This is a genomic window from Nocardia sp. NPDC127526, from assembly GCF_042672265.1.
Taxonomy (GTDB): Bacteria; Actinomycetota; Actinomycetes; order Mycobacteriales; family Mycobacteriaceae; genus Nocardia.
The window spans coordinates 186251-204325 of sequence record NZ_JBHXVO010000006.1; the positions used below are offsets into that span (position 1 = coordinate 186251).

24 protein-coding genes are annotated in these 18075 nt (G+C 62.1%); 20 read left to right on the forward strand and 4 right to left on the reverse strand.

Features of this window, described 5'->3' with window-relative positions; translation table 11 throughout:
- Nucleotides 1-182: 182 nt before the first annotated feature.
- Both ACFVIV_RS13955 and ACFVIV_RS13960 read right to left on the reverse strand, forming a co-directional pair.
- Nucleotides 183-851: a YdcF family protein gene (locus ACFVIV_RS13955; RefSeq protein WP_379196027.1), complete on the reverse strand. Its 669-nt coding sequence runs from the start codon at nucleotides 849-851 to the stop codon at nucleotides 183-185.
- A gap of 10 nt (nucleotides 852-861) precedes the next feature.
- Nucleotides 862-1608, reverse strand: coding sequence for a GntR family transcriptional regulator (locus tag ACFVIV_RS13960; RefSeq protein WP_379196029.1), 747 nt, complete (start codon nucleotides 1606-1608; stop codon nucleotides 862-864).
- A gap of 248 nt (nucleotides 1609-1856) precedes the next feature.
- Here ACFVIV_RS13960 and ACFVIV_RS13965 point away from each other — a divergent pair, with 248 nt between their 5' ends.
- The 19 genes from ACFVIV_RS13965 to ACFVIV_RS14055 all read left to right on the forward strand — a co-directional run bounded on the left by ACFVIV_RS13965 (nucleotide 1857) and on the right by ACFVIV_RS14055 (nucleotide 12346).
- Nucleotides 1857-2087 carry a helix-turn-helix domain-containing protein gene (locus tag ACFVIV_RS13965; protein WP_379196031.1) on the forward strand — a complete coding sequence of 77 codons (231 nt, stop codon included), beginning with the start codon at nucleotides 1857-1859 and terminating at the stop codon, nucleotides 2085-2087.
- 271 nt (nucleotides 2088-2358) lie between these two features.
- Nucleotides 2359-3012 carry a hypothetical protein gene (locus ACFVIV_RS13970; protein WP_379196033.1) on the forward strand — a complete coding sequence of 218 codons (654 nt, stop codon included), beginning with the start codon at nucleotides 2359-2361 and terminating at the stop codon, nucleotides 3010-3012.
- Nucleotides 3013-3015: 3 nt separating this feature from the next.
- On the forward strand, nucleotides 3016-3873 hold the full coding sequence (locus ACFVIV_RS13975; protein WP_379196035.1) for a hypothetical protein: 858 nt from the start codon (nucleotides 3016-3018) through the stop codon (nucleotides 3871-3873).
- 26 nt (nucleotides 3874-3899) lie between these two features.
- Complete coding sequence (locus ACFVIV_RS13980) at nucleotides 3900-4040, forward strand: hypothetical protein (protein WP_379196037.1); 141 nt, start codon at nucleotides 3900-3902, stop codon at nucleotides 4038-4040.
- The gene (locus ACFVIV_RS13985) at nucleotides 4037-4276 is read left to right on the forward strand and encodes a hypothetical protein (protein ID WP_379196038.1); all 240 of its coding nucleotides are present in this window, start codon (nucleotides 4037-4039) and stop codon (nucleotides 4274-4276) included. The genes ACFVIV_RS13980 and ACFVIV_RS13985 overlap by 4 nt, the downstream gene beginning before the upstream one ends.
- Nucleotides 4273-5028: a hypothetical protein gene (locus ACFVIV_RS13990; RefSeq protein ID WP_379196040.1), complete on the forward strand. Its 756-nt coding sequence runs from the start codon at nucleotides 4273-4275 to the stop codon at nucleotides 5026-5028. Before ACFVIV_RS13985 ends, ACFVIV_RS13990 begins: the two co-directional genes overlap by 4 nt.
- 1 nt (nucleotide 5029) lies before the next feature.
- Nucleotides 5030-5269, forward strand: a complete 240-nt coding sequence (locus ACFVIV_RS13995; protein ID WP_379196042.1) for a hypothetical protein — start codon at nucleotides 5030-5032, stop codon at nucleotides 5267-5269.
- Nucleotides 5270-5286: 17 nt separating this feature from the next.
- On the forward strand, nucleotides 5287-7344 hold the full coding sequence (locus ACFVIV_RS14000; RefSeq protein ID WP_379196044.1) for a hypothetical protein: 2058 nt from the start codon (nucleotides 5287-5289) through the stop codon (nucleotides 7342-7344).
- Between the two features lie 164 nt (nucleotides 7345-7508).
- Complete coding sequence (locus tag ACFVIV_RS14005) at nucleotides 7509-8348, forward strand: hypothetical protein (protein WP_379196046.1); 840 nt, start codon at nucleotides 7509-7511, stop codon at nucleotides 8346-8348.
- Nucleotides 8345-8791, forward strand: a complete 447-nt coding sequence (locus ACFVIV_RS14010) for a hypothetical protein (RefSeq protein ID WP_379196048.1) — start codon at nucleotides 8345-8347, stop codon at nucleotides 8789-8791. The genes ACFVIV_RS14005 and ACFVIV_RS14010 overlap by 4 nt, the downstream gene beginning before the upstream one ends.
- 16 nt (nucleotides 8792-8807) lie before the next feature.
- Nucleotides 8808-9656: a hypothetical protein gene (locus ACFVIV_RS14015; protein WP_379196049.1), complete on the forward strand. Its 849-nt coding sequence runs from the start codon at nucleotides 8808-8810 to the stop codon at nucleotides 9654-9656.
- A 174-nt stretch (nucleotides 9657-9830) separates the two neighbouring features.
- Complete coding sequence (locus ACFVIV_RS14020; RefSeq protein ID WP_379196051.1) at nucleotides 9831-10307, forward strand: single-stranded DNA-binding protein; 477 nt, start codon at nucleotides 9831-9833, stop codon at nucleotides 10305-10307.
- Nucleotides 10308-10310: 3 nt separating this feature from the next.
- Nucleotides 10311-10550, forward strand: a complete 240-nt coding sequence (locus ACFVIV_RS14025) for a hypothetical protein (protein WP_379196053.1) — start codon at nucleotides 10311-10313, stop codon at nucleotides 10548-10550.
- Nucleotides 10551-10552: 2 nt separating this feature from the next.
- Nucleotides 10553-11110, forward strand: coding sequence for a hypothetical protein (locus ACFVIV_RS14030; protein ID WP_379196056.1), 558 nt, complete (start codon nucleotides 10553-10555; stop codon nucleotides 11108-11110).
- Entirely contained in the window at nucleotides 11107-11502 is a 396-nt protein-coding gene (locus tag ACFVIV_RS14035) for a hypothetical protein (RefSeq protein WP_379196058.1), read from the forward strand. The genes ACFVIV_RS14030 and ACFVIV_RS14035 overlap by 4 nt, the downstream gene beginning before the upstream one ends.
- Nucleotides 11502-11708, forward strand: a complete 207-nt coding sequence (locus ACFVIV_RS14040; protein WP_379196060.1) for a hypothetical protein — start codon at nucleotides 11502-11504, stop codon at nucleotides 11706-11708. The genes ACFVIV_RS14035 and ACFVIV_RS14040 overlap by 1 nt, the downstream gene beginning before the upstream one ends.
- Nucleotides 11681-11899 carry a hypothetical protein gene (locus tag ACFVIV_RS14045; protein ID WP_379196062.1) on the forward strand — a complete coding sequence of 73 codons (219 nt, stop codon included), beginning with the start codon at nucleotides 11681-11683 and terminating at the stop codon, nucleotides 11897-11899. Before ACFVIV_RS14040 ends, ACFVIV_RS14045 begins: the two co-directional genes overlap by 28 nt.
- A complete protein-coding gene (locus tag ACFVIV_RS14050) occupies nucleotides 11896-12153 on the forward strand; it encodes a hypothetical protein (RefSeq protein WP_379196064.1) in 258 nt (85 codons plus the stop codon). Before ACFVIV_RS14045 ends, ACFVIV_RS14050 begins: the two co-directional genes overlap by 4 nt.
- A complete protein-coding gene (locus ACFVIV_RS14055) occupies nucleotides 12140-12346 on the forward strand; it encodes a hypothetical protein (protein ID WP_379196066.1) in 207 nt (68 codons plus the stop codon). Before ACFVIV_RS14050 ends, ACFVIV_RS14055 begins: the two co-directional genes overlap by 14 nt.
- A gap of 194 nt (nucleotides 12347-12540) precedes the next feature.
- Here ACFVIV_RS14055 and ACFVIV_RS14060 read toward each other — a convergent pair whose 3' ends face one another.
- On the reverse strand, nucleotides 12541-13929 hold the full coding sequence (locus ACFVIV_RS14060) for an ATP-dependent endonuclease (RefSeq protein ID WP_379196068.1): 1389 nt from the start codon (nucleotides 13927-13929) through the stop codon (nucleotides 12541-12543).
- A 1814-nt stretch (nucleotides 13930-15743) separates the two neighbouring features.
- Between ACFVIV_RS14060 and ACFVIV_RS14065 the strand changes: the two genes are divergently transcribed.
- Nucleotides 15744-16376 carry a hypothetical protein gene (locus ACFVIV_RS14065; RefSeq protein WP_379196070.1) on the forward strand — a complete coding sequence of 211 codons (633 nt, stop codon included), beginning with the start codon at nucleotides 15744-15746 and terminating at the stop codon, nucleotides 16374-16376.
- A 270-nt stretch (nucleotides 16377-16646) separates the two neighbouring features.
- On the opposite strand, the gene ACFVIV_RS14070 is transcribed toward ACFVIV_RS14065, so the two are convergent.
- Nucleotides 16647-18005, reverse strand: coding sequence for a hypothetical protein (locus tag ACFVIV_RS14070; RefSeq protein WP_379196072.1), 1359 nt, complete (start codon nucleotides 18003-18005; stop codon nucleotides 16647-16649).
- Nucleotides 18006-18075 lie beyond the last annotated feature (70 nt).

Consider the following 18075-nt stretch of genomic DNA (forward strand, 5'->3'; position numbering starts at 1 on the left):
TGAACCGGCCAAGGCGGTGCGGCAGAAGAGGAAGGGACCGTGCCGGTAACTGTCAGGGGCGTGGCTATGCGTGATCGCCCGAAAGGAGCTGCTTCAGCTCGTATAGACGTTGCTCGTCTATCGGCGGTCGGGGACGTGAACGGTATGCAGGGTCGAGCGGGACGAGCTGGACCTGGTGACCATTACTCCGGAAGTAAGCGACGGTCGAACCCTGCATCGACCAGGCGTGCGAACGCTTTTCGCACTTCGTCGGGCACAACTTGGTCGACGGCCCACCCGTTTGCTGGGTAGACCCAGATCCGTTGGGTGTCACCGACAAGCATGTTAATCACGCGGTCCGCGTCGCCGATCGTTTCGATGTAGTCGTCGAGTGGGAGCGGCCTTGATGCGCAGACTACTTCGACCCCTGGCCATCTCTTCCGGCAGATGGCGTAGCTGCGGCGCTGTTGGTAAGGGCGGGAAACCAGCATCACAGAACGGACTGCGCCCGGCTCGCGGCGATGGTCAAGCAATGACCGAGTGAAATCGATGTTCTCGCCGGTGTTGGTCGCCTTGGGCTCAACAAGGATCGCATCATCTGGAACGCCGAGTTCCAAGGCACGCTCACGGAAGTGCACCGCTTCGCCGCGGGGGAACCGATCGATCGTGCCCGGCGCATTGGCTCCGGTGAACACGATCAGCGGAAACATGCCTTGGTGGTACAGCTCGGCTGTGTAGGTCGCCACACCGGGATCATGACTGCCTAGGCCGATTCCCACGTCGACAGGCCGCAGCTCGTGGTGCATTTGGCTGTACTCCCAGAGGGTTACGACATCGGAGCGGAGTTCCTCTGGCAGGGTCGGGTTCGGCATTCGTGGTCCTCTACTCGGGGAGCTTGAAGTCGTAGGTCCATGCGAATCGGGATGCAGCGTGGACTCCGCGAGCGAACTCGATGAGGAGACCATTCGAGGTGTAGGTCCGGCGTTTCAGGATCATCACCGGCTCGCCAGAAGGCAATTCGAGGGTGTCGATCTCCTCCGGTGTCGGCATGCGCGCGAACACAGTCTCAGTCATGTGATCCGGTTCGTACCCCTGCAGTGTGAGCACTGCGAATCCGCCGCCAGGGCCTGCCGGGCCAGGGGTTGGATCTACCAGAGGCGTCCCCTCCACGTGTTCAGGGATGTAGTAGCTCGCGAGGGTGTGGGTGGGCTGACCTGCATCTCGCACCAACCGAGCTCGCTCGTAGACCTGTGAACCTGGTTCCAGCCCGAAGGCTTCCGCAACTTCAGCGTCGGCCTCCACCAAGGCCACCGTTTGGGTCTGGTCGGTCCGATGCCATGGCCGGCCGGATGCTTCGCGGTCCGCGATGAAGGCGACCGTGTCGCCGTACTTCCACTTCTTCTTTGAGTAGCGCTCGGCGCCGAGACGGCGCATGGGCGGGCGTTCACGAACTACCGTTCCGCGCCGCCGGATGGGAGTCACCAGCCCTTCAGCTTCGAGTACGCCAACCGCTTGGCGAATCGTCTTGATGTTGACGTCGTATCGCTCGGCCAGCTCCTCCTGCTTGGGAAGTGTTGTCCCAGGCGGATATTCGCCCTGGCTGATGGCATCACGGAGGTTCGCTGCCACATCTCGGTATCCGCTCATGTCTTGAGTGCTCTCTGGGTCGCAGGGTCGCGGCGGGTTCGCTATTAGAACTAGCCATATTCTACCAATCAATATTTTCGGTCAAATACAGCCGGTTCTAATGAGATGATCTTCTGGTTATGCTGCAATAGAGCTGGTTCTAACAGTGGCCTCCGCAGGGGGTGCATCTATGAGGACCGTCACACGGAGATGGCAGCCATTTCCGTTCCTTTCCACTCCAAGGAGATCCGATGGCGTCTACCGACTCTCTCTACTTCGATCCCCCGAGGGCCCGGAACTTGATCAGCCTCAAGACTGCGGCAGCCCTTATCGAAGTCGATCCGAGAACGATCAAGAACTGGATCAAATCCGGTGACCTGCAAGGGTTTCGGATGAAGGGCCGTATGTGGCGGGTCGACCACGAGGAACTCTTGGCGCTCGCGCGGCCGGTCGTTCCAGAGCACTCGGACGGTGCGGCATGAGCACACCGAACGATCGGGTTCTTCAAGCTCGGATCGCTGCCCATGCCTCGTGGGCAAAGACAGCCGATCGAGCCGCGCGAACTGAGAAGGCGCGCAAGGCGATGGAGAGCAAGTTCGAAAAGCAGGTCGATCCGGACGGGGTGCTGTCTCCGGAAGAGCGTGCACGTCGCGCCGATCATGCACGCAAGGCGCACTTCACTCGACTGGCCCAGAGGTCGGCGCAGGCGCGTCGTCGGCGATGCCGAAACCCCCATAAGGGCGGTGCAGCGTCATGATCATCGAGAGGGTCGCCGCGAGAGAGCTAACCGATCAGATCAGGGCAGGCGCAGACGCGCTCTGGCAGTTGGTTGCACAGGCGTATGTGAATCGAGCGTGGCAGGCATTGGGCTACTGCTCGTGGGATGACTACTGCACCAGGGAGTTTGGTGACTGCCGGATCCGGCTCCCGCGTGAAGAACGTCAAGAGATTGTCGCGTCACTACGCGAAGTCGGGATGAGCACACGGGCAATCGCTGCCGCAACCGGTGTGGCCCGCGGGACTGTGCTCAAGGACCTCGGTGAGGTGGATCAAATTGAGCCACCTGACTCGATAGTCGGTTTTGACGGCAAGAAGTATCCGTCGAAGCAGGTTGAGCGTGAACATGCTGGAGCACTTGGCTTTCCAGTTCGGCCTGAGGTGGCCGCCACCAACGCTGAATCATCGACACGTCGGCGTCGTCCTCTCCCCGAGGCGTTCAACGCGGTGCGTTACGACCTGGTCAAGCGAGCCGAAGCACTGGCGCGGCTGGCGGCTGATGACCGTTTCGATCGCAACGCCGAGCAGCTGGCACAGCGCTACCGGTTCGACCTCATCCAAGCCCGCGATGCCATCCAGGCCGTCATCGATCGTCTGCCCACCCCCGCCGACCAGTCCCAGGAGGGATGACCCGTGTACCTCGTGAACCCCGACCACACCGGCGCCCAGCCTGGTGACCGCGTGATCAGCGAAATCATCGAGATCGATGGCCCGCTCGCGCGGCAGATGCTGGAGCTCAATCCAAACAACCGCCCGCTGCGCCAGGCGCGGGTGCAGCAGTACTACGACGACATGATCTCGGGCCGTTGGCAGTTCAACGGCGAGCCCATCAAGTTCGCCCCCGATGGCGAACTCCTGGACGGTCAGCACCGCTTAGCGGCTATCGCCCGCACCAGTGGCATGAAGTTCCCGATCCTGGTGGTGCGCGGCCTGTCCCGCGACACCCAGGTGACGATGGACCAGGGTGCCAAGCGCACGCCTGCTGATCAGCTCACCATCTCCGGCATCCACGGCCACAACACCACGTTGGTGGCCGCCGCGCTGCGGGTCTACATCCCGTGGTTGGAGGGCAATCTGTTCGGCGACCACACCAAGGTCGCGGTGTCGACGACGCGGATCGTGGAGTTCGCCACCGTCTACCCGGAGGTGGTGGCGCTGGCGGAGCGGTTCACCTCGGTGGCGTCGCGGTTGAAGTGCCGTCCCGCGGTGGCGTGCGCGGTGCTGATCCGGTTGACCGAGGTCGACGAGGACGCGGCGGCGCAGTTCCTGCGGTTGTGGGACAGCCTGGTGGGCTTGCCGGCGGGGTCGCCGATTCTGGCGTTGCGGCAGCGGCTGGATCACTTGCACACCCACAAGATCCGTACCAGTGATCGGGATCAGATCGGGTTGGTCGTGTGGGCCTGGAATCTGTGGCGGCGCGGCAAGTCGGTGTCGAAGTTGCAGCGCCCCAAGGGCGGATTCACCAAGGACAACTTCCCGGAGCCGAGGTAGCCATGTTCCGGACTTCAGTCTTGATTGTGGCATTGCTGGCCGTTGGTGCCTCCGTTCCTGAACTGGCGCTCCTGGCCCTGTTGGTGTTGCTGCTGTTCGGCGTTGTCGGTCTGCTCTGGAGCTACTCGAATCCCCTTGATCAGGGGCGGCGGGGTGGTCAGCGATGAACGACCACTACTTGGTTGTCGGACCGCGAAATCGGGCGGCGGTGCCGATGTCGCCGCAGGCATTGGCGAGCCTGGTGCTGATGGCGTTCGTGTTCGTCGTCGGCTTGTATCTCGGAGTTCTGCTATTCGGAACTCGCGCCAGCTTGCCGTCCACGGTGGTGGTGTGCCCGGCGCCGGGAACCGAGAACGTGGCGCTGTGGCCCAAGGAATGCCCCCGTGAGGCGGTGGCATCATGAGCGCACCCGAGATTCGCTGGCAGCCGCGTGACACGACGCTGTTGGAGTGGATCGCCCAGCAGTACGGTGTGCCGATCGCACTGATCGGGAAAGCAGCGGGAGTTCGTTCCAGCCAGACCTATGCGATGGTGCACCGCTGGAAACTCGGTGGCCGCGTACATGTCGAGCGTATTGACTACGGCGCGCCGAGTTCCTGGCGGCGATCGAAGCAGTTCGATGGTCCTGGGGTTGTGCCGAACGGCCCGTTGTGGGTGTACACCGATCGTGAAACTGGCTGGGGTTACCTGGGATTCGATCCAGGGGAATGGCATCCGAAGGCGTCGACCGCCGCGCATCTGACGGCTGTGTCGGAGCTGCGCCTAGCGCTGACCGGTCTGGAGACCGATCCGGAGGTATGGACGAGCGAACGTCTGCTCCGTCGGTTCGTGAAACCGGAAGGTGGACAGCCCAATCCGCATCTTCATGATGCGTGGTTCCGCGACTTCACCGACCCGGACAAGGTGTGGGCGATCGAGGTCGAGCTGACTCGTAAACGGGGTGAGGGCCGATTGATGCGGTCGATGGCAGCGGCTCTGGACGCCGCCGATCGCCATGATCTCGCAGGCGTCCTGTACTTCGTGCGCGGGGAATCCCTGCGCCGCGCCCTGGACGGCATTGCGGTGAGGCTGGCGCATCAGCGCGGTATCGAGCGCCTGCTGAATCTCGAAATCCATGACCTGGACGCGACTTTGGCGCGGAAGGGAGTGAGGTGACATGAGTAGGAACAAGCGGCCGTTGGTCATCGCGGTAGATACTGCGGGCGGTGAAGAGCCGTCGCGGATCGCGCGCCGCCTGACCGACGCCCTGGCTCGGTCCGGGGTGAACCCGGAACGCATCGCGATCTGGCCGAATACTGATCAGCTGAACTTGTGGTCGATGTCCGCCGAGGACTTGCGCGCGGTGTTGGAAGGTCTCCTCGATCCGAGCTCGGTCACGCGGGGCGGTGATCGGTGATGGGTCAATGTGTCCCCTTGATCACCCCCTACGACTGCGGCACGCCCGTGCCCGCGCCGACCAGTCCGCCGCCGGTCGCACCGTCCGCCATCCCCGATGAGCCGGCGACCGTGGTTGCGCCGCAGTCGCAGCCGACCTCCGCGCCGGAGATGTTCGAGAACCCGGCATTGCCGAATGGTTGGCAGGCCCCGGACTGGGATGTGGAGTTGCCGTCGGTGGCTCAGGTGTTCGACTTCGCGGGCACCTCGTTGGTGGGCGCTGGCTTCCTGGCCGCGCTCGGGATCGGCATGAACGCCTTTGCCGCCAAGAAGCGGTGGGAGGCGCGACAGGTCCGCAATTATGCGGCCGGATCGCTGGTGCTGCCGGTCGGTGCGGTGTGGTCCTCGGGTGTGTGGTCGACGCCGCTGAGTCTGTGGTGGCAGGGCGCGCAGGTGCTGCTGGATCACGGTCTCGGGTCGGGGGCGGTGGCGGCGATGACCGCGGGCGGTGCCCCGGTGGCGTTGTGGGGTGCGGCGTTGTGGCGGGCGCGGTTCTTGGAACGTCTCGGCACGCAGGGTATCGGGTCGCCGTCGAAAACCCGTCGCTTGCAACGGCGTCAGCACCAGGGCAAGGCCCGTGCTGCCCGCCGGGCCGCGAAGTACGGTGCGCCGATCACCTCGGGCTGGTTGAACGCCAAGGCGGTACTGGGCACGTTGTCGGAGTTCACCGACGCCACCCAGCCGACCACCGTCACCCAGTTGGGGCAACGACGAGGCTCGAAGCTGGAGATCGGCATCGACGAACTCGGGCACATGACCTTGCTGGGCATGTCGCAGAAGGCGGGCAAAACGACGCTGCTGACACGGTTCGGGACCGGCCTGTACTGCGCGTACTGGCATCGCTACGTCCGCACGGGGGAGAAGCGCCCGCTGCTGATCTTCGTCGACTGCAAGGGCGGCAAGCCTGGTTTGGCGACGGGGCGGCAGTTGGTGAAGATCGCCGCGCGGTTGAAGGTGGATCCGCGCCGGGTGGCGTTGTGGCCGGTCACGAATCGCCTGGATTTGTGGGCGATGGATGCCGAGGACATGTGCGCCACCTTGGAGGCGATGATCAACCCGGTGCAGGCGACCGATGCCGGGGCTGAGCATTTCCGGCAGAACCGCATCCGGGTCGTGCAGTTGGTGGTGCACGCGCCGGGCGGGCCGCCTCGGTCGAAAAAGGAGTTCCAGGACCATCTTTCGCTGTCGTGGCTGAGAACCGCCTACGCCGGTGATCAGTCGGTCCTGGACGAGATCGACGCCCTAGAAAAGAACAAGCCGCCCGCGGTCGGGGACGTGTCGGGCAAGTTCCGCAACATCTTCGCCGCGATCGGGGAGGGCTTCGACGGCGGCCGCCCCCTCGATTCCTTCGACATGATCTATGCGACCGTGCCCGGCACGGTGCGCGGGGAGTACGCCCGCGCGCAGGTCGCCGCGTTGACGACGTTGATCGAACAGTTCGCGTGCGGGGAGCACGACCGACAGATCATCTTGATCATCGACGAGATGTCGGCGGTGGCGGACAAGACCGGCGGCATCAATCAGGTCAATATCGCCGAACGCCTGCTGGGTATGGGTGTGGTCGCGATCTTTGCCGCCCAGAACCAGTACGGGCTCGGGCAAACCCCCGACGAGCGCCGCCGCCTGCTCGAATCCTGCCCTTCGGGTGCGCTGCTCATGAAGTTGGAAGGGGCGGGCAAGGTTTCGGAGGTGTTCGGGTCGCGGCCGGTCGCCGAGAACACCCGCCACACCAAGGACGGCAAGCTCGGCGACGAAGGCTCGCTGGGGCAGCGGGAGACCTTCTTCATCGACCCCAACACGCTCAGCGAGTTCGAACGCGGCGATGTCGTGTGGGTGCACGCCCGCCAGGCGCACTGGGGGCATGTCGTGCCGATCGAGCTGGACGAGCTGGCCCCGCTGCCCGCCGATCCGGACCCACGCCGGTGGGCGGCCAGCACCAGCCCGCGTGTCCCGCTGATGCGGGTGCGCGATCTGGATTCCGGTCGTGCCCGCCGCGCCGATTTCGGCGACGACGGCGAGGGCGGTGAAGCCGCATGACTGACCCTGGCGAACATTCCGGAGCCGAGATGACCGGCCACCCACGTGGTCATGATCGCGCTCGGATGACCACCCCGGACAGGGGCCTGTCCACCGGGGACAGTCAGCGCGGACAGCGGGCGGACACTGTGGCCACCCATGCACCGTCGGCACACGGACGAGTGGTGGCATGGTCGGGCTTCGTATTCGGGTCGGTGACCTCCATCGCGGCCAACGTCCTGCACGCCTGGCTTCCGGCTGCGGACATGCCGCCGGGGTGGACACCCGGCATCGCCCCGCAGATCGGGGCCGCGATCTGGCCGATCGGGTTGCTGCTCAGCGTCGAAGTTCTTTCCCGCGCTCACTGGCGGCGCGGCCGGATGTGGCGGTTGGCCCGCTACGGCGGCGCGGGCACAGTTGCGCTCGGGTCGGCGATCATCTCCTACGGCCACGTGCGAGATGTACTGCTGGCTTGGGGATATGGGCCGCTGGGTGCGTCGGTCGGGCCGCTCACCTTGGACGGGCTGATGGTGATCTCCGGCTTCGCCCTGCTGTCGATGACCACCGACCCTGCCACCAGCCACAACGTAACCGAGCTCGAACGATGCAGCGGCTTGGTATCGACACCAAACCCGAACGCGGCCATTGCAATTCCTCCGATTGGTCAGGACGAACACCGTATGGCCGTCACCGAGCAGGCGACCACCCCCGTGACCGCCCTGTCCGGACAGGCCACGGCCACGATGCCGAAGCCGGAGGACAGCGAAGACATCGGGGCGGACATTCGCCGCACCACCGCCCGTGAATTGCACGCCCAGGGGTGGTCACAAGGTCGCATCGCCGCCGAACTCGAGGTCAGCAAGCGCACTGTCCGCCGCTACCTGTCCGCTCTACCGGACAGCGAACACAGCGCCGCCGCAACGGTGTCCGAACCCAGCACCCCCGACCACCCCGACGCCGCGTCGGCAGTGCCGGAGGAAATCAACACCAATCACCACCGACCTTTGGAAGGAGTCCCCACATGAGCGGCAATCATAATCCCGGAATCGATTGGGACGGCGAGCTGCAAGCGTTGATGGAGGCCAGCGGCATCGACCCGGGCTACGCCGAGCGCCCGTCCTGGACCACCCGATGCCGCCGCCGCATCCGATCTGCCCGCCCGACCCTGCTGGCGATGGGCGCCGCCGCAGCCGGCATGTGGTGGGCAGCCCACTCCGGTGCCCCCTCTGCCGCGACCGGACCGCTGCTGGTGTGGCTGGCGGGCTGGATCGGCTACTGGCTCTGGATCGGCCTGGGCCGCCCCGACTGGGCCGCGATCGCCCACACGACCAAGGACCTCAGCGTCCGTGGCTTCCGAGCGGGAACGAGGTTCGGATTCCGGCATTCCCGCCCGGTCCGTGCCCGTTGGCGCGCCTGGCAGGCCGCCCGCGCCCGAGACCGCGCCGTCATTACGTCCCCGGCCGCTTGAAAGGAAGTGAATCGTTATGTCTCGCACCGAGGTTGATGAAGCCAGCCGCAGCTATCAGCAGCTGATGAAAGTGGTCATGCGTCTGGCCTACCAGTACTCGCGGACCCTGCCCCGTGGGCAGCGGCTCACCCGCGAGCAGTACATGCAGTTCCAGCGCGAGATCGAAGAACGGGTGCGTCTGGATCAGTACGAGCGTGCGGTCACCCTGGACTGGTACAAGGCACGTGTCGCCGACTACCAGCGTGAAGCCGCCGATCTCGCGGCCCGCCACCGCGCGGGCGCGATCAGCGACGAGGAACGGCTGCGGGAGACCGCGTATTTGCAGGGGATGCGGGCGGGGATCGAGAACACCGTCCACTCCGCCGCCAAGCTCACCCCCGAGGAACGCGGGCAGGTGGTGCAGGCCCTGGACGCGATCGACGCCGACCCGAAGACCCGGATGGAGCACGGGGTGTTTGGGCCGATGACCAAGCGGGAGAAGGCCGTCGCCCGCCAAGTCGCCGCCCGCTCCGAAGCCGCCGCGCTGAAACGCACTGAGGACATCGAGGCCCGCAAGCAGGCGGCCGCCGAAGCGCCGCTGGATGCTTCGGCAACTTTCAGCGAGCTCAAACAGGCCAATGCCCGGCTGACCAAGCAGGTCCACAAACTCACCGCCGACAACACCGCCCTCCAAGCACAGGTCACCGCCCTCGAAGCCCAGCTCGGAGCCAAAGCGACCGCTGGGGCGGACGCGTCGACCAACGGCCACGGCACCCAGCGCGCCGACCAGCAAGCCCAGCACGCCGAGCAGCAGGGTGCTCAAGCCGATATCGACCCCGACCACGGCGACGGCGGTGCGGCCGCGCAGATGGAGGCCGAGGCATGACGCGGATCTGCAGTGCCCCACAGGTTTTCAACAACAACATCAGAAAGGAGATACCGCTACGACAGCTGAACATTCGTGATGCTTTCCGCATCACTTCGAGGTTGCGGACAGCCTCACCATCGAGACTTTGGTCTCGAAAACCTCTCTAACACAACGCTTTAAGGAGCAATTGACATGTCCGGAGAGACCACTCTCACCATTATCGGCAACCTGACCACCGATCCGGAAATGCGGTACACCCAGAACGGGCACCAGGTGGTGAACTTCACCATCGCCGCCACGCCCCGGGTGTTCGACCGCAAGAAGAACGAATGGGTCGATGGGGCCGCGTTGTTCATGCGGTGCCAGCTGTGGCGTGAGGCCGCCGAGAACGTCGCCGAATCCCTCACCAAAGGGGCTCGGGTGATCGTGACCGGCAAACTCCAGCAGCGCAGCTACGACGACCGCGAAGGCAACAAGCGCACCATCGTGGAACTGGTCGCCGACGAGGTGGGGGTGTCACTCAAATACGCCGTCGCCAAGCCGATCAAGCGGTCCAACCGCAACAGCGGCGGCACCCAGCGCCCCACCAAGGGTGGCACGGACACCGCGCGCGGAGTCGGCGACGACCCGTACGCGGAGTACAAGCCCGAGTCGGATGAGGTGGCGTGAACGATGTCGAATCCGTTTGCACACAACAGCAATGGCCACGCCGAGGGGCATCCGTCATCGGGATCTCAACTGGGCAGGTTCTTCACCTCCTACGACGAGATTCTCGATCGGATCGAGTTCGGCATCAGTTTCGAATGCGGCTGCGAGGTGATGACCGTGCTGTCGCTGGATCAGGCTCGGATGGTGCACGACCTGTTTGACAACGCCATCCTCGCCGCCCTCCATCACAAGAAGGGAATCTGATCATGGCGTACCTACACAGCAAGGTCGAAACCTACGGCCATGACACCGAAGGTGTGGGCTGGCTTGAGCTCAGCTGGTTCAACGTCAAGGTGAATGTGGAAACGCTGGAGGCCGACGACTCCCGCGGCGACATCGCGATCCGATGGAACCGTGCGATCAACAACGGCGTCAGCGCCTGTTTGAGGCTGGACGAGGCGCAGGTCTTGCATCGGCAACTGGCCAATGCCATCGCCACATTCACCGGCATCGACAACGACGTCGACACCCCGGTCACCGTCAACGTCGACGGCATCGCGGTTACACCAAACCGGGCACTGTCGTTCTGCGAGGAGTGCAACGGCCGAATCGGGTTGATGCACAACGGAACAGAACGGTGGTGGACCCATGAACCGTACTCGATTAACGATCACGAACCCGTGCTGGCCACCGCTGCACTGTGCGCGATCTGCGGTGAATGGATCGATCTGCTGACCCGTGATGGCGAGCAGTGGTGGTCGCATGAGCTGTACTCTAGTGATCACGATGCCATCCCCGAGATTCCTGCGGAGGTGGCGTCATGACCAGCAATCAGATGGTCTCGCGCGCCGATCGTTTCGGGCGATTGCTGCTCGCCATGGAACCCGGTGAGCTATTCGGGTTCACGTTCCTCTATCGCCTCGGCGGTGAGTACCGGTCGTTGTCAGCCGAACTGCCCCGCCCGGTGATCGGGGATCTGCTGGCGGCGATCACCGACGCCCTGCACGAGGGGACTCCGGTCGAAGACAGCACGCCAGCTGTCGCCGACACGAAGGCCCACGGGGTATGGGTGGCCGAGCTGATCAAGGAACGCGACGACCTGAAGGACTACTGCAAGGAACTGCTCGATCAGGTGCAGTGCCTGCAATGGGACCTCGGGGCACTGCAAGCCCAGCACGACCGGTGTCCGCAACCGCCGGCCATCGGGAGGCAGTGATGGACCCAAACACGGCCCTGGCCGAAATCCGGGACCTGATCAGCCAGTACAACGAGATCTGCCTATGGGAGGTCCACGACTTCCAGGAGGTCACCGGAATCCTGATCGGACTCACCGATCACGTTGCCGGGCTGGATCAGTGGCTGTCCCACGGCGGTTTCCTGCCCAAGGAATGGGAATGGGCACGCAGCGCGGGGAGGGCGTGATGGTCATGCTGGCCGAGGTTCACGTCATCGACCGATCACAGCTGTATGCGGTGATCGGGACCGCGCTCGCGGACCTGCGCGAAGTCGGGGTGATCGTGGGTGACATCGACGTCGCCGACGAGCAGATCGTAACCGCGATCCACACCCGATGGGCGGCGGTGTTCACCGACATCGACGAGGTGTCGGCATGAACAGCGAATACCAGTTCTGCGGGTGCGGAGGCTGTTTTGACATCGCGGTCGGAACGGTCGGGACACGGTCGCTGTGCGGACTCTGCGACGCGGCAGGGTGCGTGATCGGCGACAGCGGCTGCCAGCGCGACGACGCTGACAGCGAGTGTGAGCACTGGACCGAACGCGCGGACGAATACACCGAGGTATGCGTCCTGTGCGGTCTACGCGCCTCCCACGACCCTGATCAGGAAACCGATCATGGTCCGCGCTAGGAAACCATTTAGCCGCCGCAAGCAACTGACGCTGGGCAAGCAGATCCAACAGCAGTACGACCAGGGCCGCAGCTGGGCCGTGATCGCCGTCGACTTCGAGCTGTCGAAGACCACGGCGCAACGGCTGGCGAAGACCTACCGCGAGGACTGTGACCGGAAAGCCCACCAGCATCAGCTGACCTTGTTCGGCTGAACCACTCCGGACACAACCGAATACCAACTGAACACCGACAAGTGGAGCCCGTGCCATCTCGTACATGGCACGGGCTCCGCCCCTGTTTCTACCAGGTGACTCCGTGGCATTGGTACCAGAGGGGATGCTTGAGCTACGCCAGCAGTTCAGGTGAGCCACGACTCTGATGAACGCGGTACGGGTCGTCGTAGCGATCAGCTTGCCGAGCTAGAAGCGGTCAGGACCAGCCTCTTTCTCAGCGCCTCCATGGCGATCGGCCTGACGGTCTCATCATCGCGAGCGCGAGCCACTAGTGCAGACATGAGATGGGAAGGTGATTTCAGTGCACCGATCTGGGCAGTAAGTTTCGCCAAAACAGGTTTTGGATCGACGAGTTGGCGCCATTGTGTAGGCCAGCGTAGCAAAAGGTCCGCTCTAAGCTCGTCCACCACTTTGTCTACAAGATGAGCCCATTGTTGATTTACGAGCGCATACTGCTCATAAATGTATTTCATTTTCTCGTAGCGTCCTCCTGAACTGGACGGTTTTGGAGGACTCACGCGACGTCGAAGTTCATCTTCGACGAGGTGCTCGAGGACATCCTCTAGTAAAGGCTCCGCTGCGGTTTGCAGCCATCCGTCGATTGTTTCGCGGCTCGCATTCACGCCGACAGATTTGCAGACAGCTTCGATGAGATCTGGTTCGAGAAGCATTGATTCAATCGCGCGCCGCGGCCAGATATGGAGGTGAGGGTATTGTTCCATTTGGTTAGCAACTTCAGCGTCTGTCATGAGGTCGCGGTCGCGAACGCAAAGCCATGGAAGTCCAGCTGGCGTCCCGGCTAAGACACGATGAGTATGTAGCACCTGATCGCTGCTACCGGCCACCACGACATGCGCGCGCCCGAGTTCGACAGGGAACAGAGATCGAAGCCAACTCGCATCGGTGTCACCCTCAACAACTAAGAGCATGTCATTTTGGAACAAATCTGCCGGTGTAATTCCAAGCTCCGCAACAAGTTCTACCTTTCTTGGGTGATCGACCATTTTGGCTGCCTGATTGACAGTTTGGTCTTCGGGAGCGGCGATCTGAATAAGGCTAGTGAGTGGGGCGGATGCAACAAGATTGACTGAATGGCTAACGACCAGGACCTGTGCGCGGTCAGCTAGGCTGGCCATGGCTTGAAACAGTGCTGCCTGCAGCGTTGGATGTAGGTGCTGTTCCGGTTCATCGATACACAGGATCCCACCCGAAGCTGACAACCGACGTACGAAGTACATCATAGCCAGCATTTCTTGTTCCCCGCTGCTCAGATCACGTAGTCCATGTCGGTGGCCGCTCGGCAGTACGATATCGATAGTGCTGCCTCGGGCGGGATTGTACTCAGGCTTCATCAACTGTTTTCCTGCCGCAGCGTAGAATGCCGTTGCCAGCAGTCCGTAATCGTCGATCAGTTCAAGCCCCTGTCTCTCTGAGAGAAGTGCCTGATAATCGAGCGTAACTAGATAGTTGGACACATTTGGCAAAGATACTGGATTTCGCTGGCCTATGAATGAATCCAACATTTGATGACGTTCCTGCTCGACTCGCTCGATGGCCAACATTGCCAGCTCGACTGACGGGTTCGGATTTGTGGGCACCAACCGATTCGCTGGCAGGAAATCTATCACACTGAAGGCATGCTCTCTTTGGAAAATTCTGTCCCGGAGAATCTGAACAGCCGTTGAGCTTGGCGATTCTGAGTTGGACCCATGTCTTACGGAACTTAACCGCAGCGTTAGAGGGTCTCGCGGCGCTGGAATTCCGTACCTCCGCTGATGCTCCGCATCGACGCAAACCCATTCACTCTCGGACAAGTGGATCGAAATCTCCACAACTAGTTCATCCGACCATGGTCCTATTCGATCGCCCATTCCGTAGCGGCCAGACCAAGCACCGACCAATGCCTCAAGCAGTAGAGATTTGCCAGTACCGTTACGTCCACTGATTGTAATAACTGGTTCCGAATGAAGGCCCGAGAGCGCGGCGTGCGCGACTCCTTTGTAATTCTGAACCAGAAACGACTCAAACCGCATCTGCTCTCCTCAGGACATGCTGGTCTAGGAGTCCAGCCGATCAATGTATTGAGTACTATCGGTGATTCGCTGACCAGCGTCACATCACGCAGTCAGGCGCTCGTCGCCCGAACCGGCCGGCGAACGCGCCGTCATGCTGCGTGGTGCAAGTTCGGCGTACGGCAGTGTCGAGTGGGGGCGCGGAAACGAGGCGGGCAGGCACCGCCTGTCCGCTTATCGGCCTGCCGTGGGTGCCGCAGTACCTCCCGATTCCAGGGGACGCGCCGACCGAATTCCCTCACCGAACCGGTGCTTGACCACGCTGTCTTGCCAGGGAATTCGGTCGAGTGGGCGCGCGGACCCTGGAATCGCTGGAGGGGCGGCACCCGTACAATTCCGCGCCCCCATCCACCCTCACCACGTTCATGGGCATTCGATCAGCCAACCGATCGCCGGACTCGCCTTCGGAGCCGAGACTGCTGAACCGAGGTTGATGCGTGCCAGAACAAGCCCGGACCGTCCCCGGAAGCAGCCTGACAGTCACCGAAAATAGCCCGGACTCGGTTAGAAACCGGCGAATAGACCCCGGACCAGACCGGAAGCCGCTTTCAGTGTTCTCCGGCTCGGACTTCCGTCCCTCCCGCCCCTGATCAGGCACATTCGAGAGAATGGCGCTCCACTTGTGGAGGACACCAAAGGCCCCCTTCGGTGGTCTTTGGTGTCCTCCACAAGTGGAGCAGTGAGAGCAGATCAGGGGCGGGAGGGACGGAAATAACTGGGAGAAGCAAACTTTGGGTGAAGTGAGAGAAGTAGGTTGGGTTGGGTAAAGAACGTTGCAGTTGAGTGCATGGTGACGCTGGGCGACGAGGGGTGCGTCCGTGGCGGTAAGAGACATGGTGGCGTCTGGAGCGCTGACGCGGGGGTGACGCTCGGTGGTTACACGGCGGTGCATGTGGTCCGGTCGGGTGCGTGAGGCTGCGTATCCGCTCCGGTGCATCGCAAGTCCGGCGGTGTTCTGCGACGGAGCTCCTGGGCGTGCGCCGCATTGTGCGGGGCCGCCCCTCCCGATTCCAGGGTCCGCACCCGGCCCAACCGAATTCCCGCACCCACGACCGGAGATCAAGCTGGCGGTAGGTGACGGGAATTCGGTTGTGCACGCCTTGGCGCGTCCCCTGGAATCGGGAGCCTCTGCGGCCCCTAGGCAGGCGGTGAGGGCAGGCCGCGCGGCCTGCCCCGGCGAGCGCGGCGCGCGCCCAGGGAATCCCACGCTCTGCCGGGACTCCACCGATTGACACGTACGTGTCAAACCGTTGGGCGGCCGGTTGACACGTACGTGTCAAAGTCCTCGGAAGGACCCGGAGATCATGACCGACTCCGACACCATCACCGGACTACTCGTCACCGCCCTGGAAAACACCTGGACCGCCATCCGATCCCACCACCCCGACGTTCCCGAAGTGGTACTCACCGTCGGAGCCGGCTCCACAGGCGGTAGCGACCTGACTCTCGGGCACTTCGCGCCACTTCGATGGGTACGCGGCGAATACGAACTGCACGAGCTGTTCGTCGGCGGAGAAGGGCTCCAGCGCGGCGCGGCCGATGTGCTCGGCACGCTGTTGCACGAGGCCGCCCACGGCGTCGCGGCAGTGCGCGGGATCAAGGACACCAGTCGCCAGGGCCGCTGGCACAACGAGCGATACCGCGCTCTCGGCGAAGAACTCGGGCTCACCCTGGAACATCACGACAAGATCGGCTGGTCGATCACCCGCGTGCCGGACCAGACTCGCGCGATCTACCGGAGCGAACTGGAAGAACTGTCCTTCGCCCTGGTGGCCTACCGCCGACGTGAACCGAACTGGCGCGGTGGCCGCAAGTCCAACAACAACGGATTGACCGCCGAGTGCGACTGCGGCCGCAAGATCCGGGTCGCAGTCGGCACCTATGCGGTCGGACCCATCATCTGCGGGCTATGCCAGACCGCATTCGAGACTTCGTAGACACCCAGAGAGCCGGGTGTGCGCTACCTGGCGCACCCACTAGGGTTGTTCTCCGCACTGCTGTGCGCGCTGATCGTCGTAGTCCTGCCGCACTTGCTTCCGGATGCTCCATCCTCGTCCAGCTTGCTCAACAGCTCGTCAATCCCCGCTTCGTTGACCGTAATCTGATTCTGCGCCGTTCCAGTGGTCAACACCTCCCACGACTTGAGGCAGCCGTTAATGGCCTTCGTGGTGGACGCGACTGCTGCTATAGCGGAGAGATGGCTAAATCTACCAGCCAATTTTGAAGCCCGTTACAGTGTGAAGGATGTTATTCAATGCAGCTAGTTCCCCCGGGTCTTCAAGTGCGGTCCATGGTAGATGCTGATTCGACAACGGTCCGATATTGTGGAGAATGTCATCAAGCGCGGAGGAAACCGCAGATCCAATGAACAATGATGTGGCTTGGTCCTGATCTAACCTTTCCGAAGGCCAGCAGTACACCCCTAGCTGCGCTCGCAACGGTGGAAACAGCCACCAATTTCCTTCTACCCACCAGTGGCTTGGGTCGACAAATCTTAGGGCGCCGTCGCCAACGAAATTCAAGCCGACATGGGAAAGGGTGTGAGGTGTTCTCTTTCTCTCTCTTAAGAGTTCTATTGAGTACATTAAGGTTGCATGTGGAATTCTTTCAGTCACCCAGGGTAACTCTGCTGCGCCTGATAGATTCGAGATATCGGTAAGAAGGGCATCGACTCGACCCATGCGAAGACCGGTTGCAATTTCCCATTTTCGATAGCTGTCTAGTAGTACCTCGGGTTCTGGTTCAAGATACTCCAAGGCAACGGGATTTTTGGTGAGCGACATTGCGGCCGCCAAGAACCGACACGGTGGATATAACTCTTCCCATCGAACAGTTGAAATTCCATAATGCAGCCCCGGTATCGGTGGGTTGAGTGCAAAATCGATCATGGCGAGCACTACATTTGGGCCAATGGCGCGCCCGGCAATGCGTTCTGCCATCCAGTACGGAATACCATAGCTGCCGCTCATAGTGTGCTTTAACATACGTTGAAGCGCAGGATCGGTAAACTCACGCAATGAACCCCGGAATAGAGGGTACCCCTCGTCTAATGCTGCCGCGCACTCAAGTAGTAGGGCTGTCGTCAGTGTTGTGGAATTAGCTTTCAAGGCAACGCTGATGCCAGTAACGTGTGAAACTCCTCTTGCGGAGGAGCGGTCGAGCATACCTTTGTTCTGCCATTGGGCCCAATTTATCGCCAGTGCTCGATCTATTATGTCGACTGGTTCTACGTCGGCAACCCTCAACTCGTCTGTAGTTCCGCCATTCAACAACGCCAGAAAAGCGGAGTGAAGGTCTAGCCAGTCTAACCCAAGATTGCATATTTGAGGGTCTGAATTCCTGACAATATAACTATCTCTGTAATCCAATAGTTTGTGACCATTTGACCTGTCATATGATAAGATCAACTTCTCGTTATTCGAAAGGGAGTTCAGAAGAGTTGTCGCAAGCGCGTCCCTGCTTCTCTGGAGAAACGTTAGCAAAATCCCGATCGAGGAACCATGAAACCTTATCCAATGATTGATTTCATGGAGATACTTATAGTGCCAGGAAAGCATCGTGGTCACGAGTGTTTCATCACCGCCCGTATAGTCGGGCGGGTCGAGGAAGAGTATCTGGCTTCGTAAATCCAACCTT